The 4,366-nt window shown below is 35.0% G+C and carries 4 protein-coding genes; all 4 read right to left on the bottom strand.

From position 1 onward, the window contains the following. The coding region (locus tag EUI_RS10135; protein WP_010017105.1) for an AAA family ATPase at positions 1-320 on the bottom strand (320 nt) is incomplete at its 3' end. Between the two features lie 96 nt (positions 321-416). Beyond that, positions 417-1,007, bottom strand: a complete 591-nt coding sequence (locus EUI_RS0107105; RefSeq protein ID WP_010017104.1) for a site-specific integrase — start codon at positions 1,005-1,007, stop codon at positions 417-419. 305 nt (positions 1,008-1,312) lie between these two features. Continuing rightward, positions 1,313-2,326 (bottom strand): Abi family protein, encoded by a 1,014-nt coding sequence (locus EUI_RS10240; RefSeq protein ID WP_010017103.1) that lies wholly within the window; start codon positions 2,324-2,326, stop codon positions 1,313-1,315. Between the two features lie 25 nt (positions 2,327-2,351). After that, positions 2,352-4,366: DEAD/DEAH box helicase family protein (locus EUI_RS10125; RefSeq protein WP_010017102.1), on the bottom strand; the 2,015-nt coding region annotated here is incomplete at its 5' end.

The raw sequence follows: 4,366 nt of genomic DNA, 5'->3' as shown, positions 1-4,366 counted from the left end.
TTATAAGTATGTTGTATACGATCTTTGATTTTTGTACTGATTGATCTGTTGTCTATTATATTATCTATTAAATCTGGCAAAACACTATCAGATGTAAGTGTAATCTCAATAGAAACCTCTTCAGAAGGGTCGATTGAAGTATTTCTAAAATCAGAAATAGTAGATTTTTTATTACCGAACACGCATTCTATCGCATCAAGAATACTTGATTTGCCAACATTATTTGAACCTGATAAATAGTTCACGCCTTTTTTGAAGCTAAAGGTATGTTTCCCTTTATAGCCTTTAAAATTATTAATAACCAATTTACTAATATACATCGCCATTCCCCAAACATATTATCATTTAAGATTAAATGTAACACAAATAAAATCCATATTTTATTATAACTACTGTTACAGATGTAGATAAACAGGTTAACCAAAATCAATTTGATCTAACATCGTTTCGCGACTAGCTTGGTCTAACCCAAGATAAGTCAGTGTCATGGCTTCACTTGAGTGATTCAATAAATGCATGACTAAGCCAATGTTGTAGTTTGATTGTGTATAGACGCGATAAGCACCTGTTTTACGCATAGTGTGCGTGCCTAAATAGTTGATGCCTAGTAGATCACCAACACGCGCCATCACTTTATAAAACTGTTTCTCGGTGATATGGCGATCATGATGGGCTATCGAGGGAAATAACCACTCAGAATTGATATTTTCTTGGACCAACCAATCATGATATTGCAACAAGTCTTGCTGAACAGGCTTTAAATATAACGTGTTTGCTTTACCGGTCTTTTTATCATGAATAAAGGCTGTATTTTTGACAGAGCCGTCTGGATTATAGACATCTGATTTTTTTAATGTCATGACATCACTCACACGTAGTAGCGTGGCCTTACCAACTTGAAAAACGGTGTAATTTCGGCGACCAGCACGGAAACTATCGAGAAGTGTATCTTGTACCATCTTTAAGACGTTGGAGTCTTTGATGGGTAGGACAATTTGTTGCGCCATGATTCATATATACCTTTCTGAAATTAAATAAATAATTAAATTGTTTATTTATTGATGACCAGGACCGTATTTCTAAACTGCTTTTATGGTTTATTATATCACTTAACAAAAAAACAGCCCCCATTATCTAACCGGTAGATAATGGGGGCTGTTTTAATAGTATTTTTTAGGGGCGATTATATAATTATGGTCCCTTTTGGAATTAAAAAAGAGAAGACAACAAATCTCCTCTTTTTGTTGTACACGCCGCAGCTAATGTACCTCTATTAATTATGCTCTATTATACTATATTATGTTTGCCAAAATCAAACGCTCTTACTTATCATTTCAATATGTTTTTTCCAATTTGGTACTATCAATTCCATTGTTTCATCAGATACAGACTGACACGTCTTTTCAAGGCTGAGCTTTATTTCAGAAATAAATTTTCTTCTTGCTTTAAGACTATAGTTGAAACGTTTCATAAAAAATAGCAATACAGAAACATAATCAATAATACTATTGAAATTAGGTTCTGCTTCCAAATTAAATGCATATTTAATTTGCTGTTTAATAGAACTAGATGGTAATGATGATTTAAATCGTGTGTCGAAAACTATAGAATTATGAGCTACCGCATTTCTGAGATCTTTAATTAAGTAAATGTATCCCTGTAGTAAGTCTATATTAGCTTCTATATTTCTGGGCTCGTTAAGTTCTAAACGGCCCAACAGCGTTAGTTCATCGGTTGTATTTAATTGCCCAATAAAGTCACCAAAATCTCCCAACATTATTAACTCAAATATCGCCCAAACAGGGAAATCTTCTCCGTTTTGTATGTAGTGTGAAACTACATCTCTTTTATAATTGTAGGAAACTTGTTTCGCTACATTGGATTTTATTCTCAAAAACGCTTGTTCAGAATTTTTTTTAGCGTTCCTTAAACGTTTCAGATTATTACCAGTCGCCCTAGTAGTCTCCAATTCACGAGATAATATTTTATGTCGATTTAAGTGCTCTACATATACATCGTTCATATACGGAGAAGAATCAGTAACAATAATATCCAACACTAAATTCTTTAAAGATGTCTCAAAGTTCATAACTACTGGGTAAAAGATGTGTTTGAGACTATTATCGAACTCATATAATGCATTAATCTGACTAAATTTTTTGAAACCTAGGGTACTATTTACATTTCCTATATATTTATATGATTTATATCCATGATAGTAACCCATTTCTAAAAGTTTTTGCTTGTCTTTAGTGCCAGAAATGGATATCTCATGTTGATTTCTAATGTGTTTCATTAACCCATTAACAGATTTTCCTTTTTTCATTTCTCATCTCCCAATATGTGAATACTTATTGTTGGTAAATATTATAGATTGTTTTACGAATTTTTCGATTATCACCAGCAACATAAAATTTAACACCATATAACTTTACCTTATCATTTTCGCCAATAACATCGACACTCTCAGGAGAAATACTCGTTAACAAGTCCTCTTTCCATTGGTCTTGATCCAGTAATTGGGTTCCCTTGGGTTCAATATAAATCTGATAAATGTAAGACTCGTTAGCTAAATACAGGACAAAGTCCGGTAAGAAACCAGCATAGTGAGACACATCTCCAGCAAATTCATGCAATTTTAGCTTAGTATTACGCTCATCACTACGAATGAGGTAAACATCTTTATACTTGTTTTGCAGCTCTTCGACATAGCCTTGTATCAGTTCAATTAAACTACGTTCCAATTTATCGACAATAGCCTCATTATAGACAAACCAAGGTGCCTTTTTATAGTCATAGGTTTGAATTAACTCATGAACCCCAGCATCAGAATAGTTAACTGGGACACGCTTTTGATAGTCCTGAACAGCTTCTTTAATTGGTAATCCAATAAATTTATTGGTCCCACGTTGGCGCTTATAGTTCATGACTAACATGCGCTGAATATAGGCTAGATATTTTTCAACAACTAATAGCTGTGTTTCTCGACTAAGCACTGCATCTGAACCCGTCGATACCGTTGCTTGGATTTCTTTTATTTGCCCCAACCACTGTGCCTCATACATAAATTCCGAGATAGAATTTAGCGTCGGCATATATTTTTTCATGGTATTGAATCTGAAGAAAGGATTCCGTGCCATTGCTTTTTTTACGAGGGCATCATCAATCTTTACCAGTCGTGTCTCATTCATACCAGCAACATTTTGTGTATCAAAGGCAGTTGCTTCTAGGGTTGCCGTCTCAATATTGACGGTAGGTAGTTCCGCAACGGGAACACCGTATTTTGCCAACCCATTGTATTCACTCTCAGGGACATCTTCGACGTCATTGTAATACAGCTTGCCATATTGATAGACATCGGAACGCTTAAAGGACGCTTTAACTGTCGTGGTTAAAATATCAAAGTCTTTATCATCTTCAACTTGGAGCTGCATTGCTTCAAAAGATTGGGTCAGATTATCAATATATTTTTTATCATTAATCGTGTGATAGTGTAAGGACTCTAATATCTGTAATTCTGGCGTGCTATGGTCAAACCGTCGCGTAAACGATGTTGCCTTATCATAGACAAAGGGATTGTAGCGCGCACCACGGCCAATTAATTGCGCCTCACTATTGGTTTGTGTTGACGTAATGGGTTGCTCTCCAATGCGGACAATATCATACAAATTTAAGACATCCCAACCTTCAGAAAGCTTGGCGACTGCGAAAATAGCTCTAAATGGATTGCTTGGTTCTTCTAAGGTATTTAAATTACGCAAATCATTTAAGTCACCTAAAATACCATTGCTACTCGTATCATTAACATTAATTATATTCATTGGTTGAAAATCGCGTTGCAATTCACGTACCAATCTCCCCACATCAATTGTTTGATAATGCGTATAGGCTTGGCGCAAAGTAGATGATTGCGTGGTTTGGCGTTGTTTTGCAATAAATTGCGCCAGATCTTCAGTAGTTAATTGATCCAGCAGCGTCAAAAATTGATCACGCGCCGCTTTTGAAACGTCAATTTTATTTGATTTAAATAAAATAACTGGCTTAAAATCTCGTACACCCGCCTGGGTCGCCATGTGCTTACGATATTGTGATAACAATACCGCATTCAGCATCTTTTCGTTATCATCAGCATTGGCTTGTAAGCGAGAAATTTTCTTTGAATAACCAGCATTTTGAAACTCTTTTAAATCATATTGAAAAATGACTTTATCTCGATATTTTTCGTAAATAAACTCGTTATTCAAATCAATTGTAGCTGTAAATTCTAACTGTCGATTATCTTTATTAGCTTGTCGAATACGGTCTAAGACGTATTCCCACGCTTTATTTTTTTGTATCTGTCTTTGCTCTTTGTGCCGGCAGAAAA

The organism is Leuconostoc gelidum subsp. gelidum KCTC 3527, assembly GCF_000166715.1.
GTDB lineage: Bacteria > Bacillota > Bacilli > Lactobacillales > Lactobacillaceae > Leuconostoc > Leuconostoc gelidum.
Note: the sequence above shows the minus strand (reverse complement) of the source record. Positions and strands in the feature narration are given on the sequence as shown.

Bases quoted from the DNA above. Each gene is read 5' to 3' on its own strand.
- EUI_RS0107105 (WP_010017104.1), bottom strand. From the start codon at position 1,007: ATGGCGCAACAAATTGTCCTACCCATCAAAGACTCCAACGTCTTAAAG.
- EUI_RS10240 (WP_010017103.1), bottom strand. From the start codon at position 2,326: ATGAAAAAAGGAAAATCTGTTAATGGGTTAATGAAACACATTAGAAAT.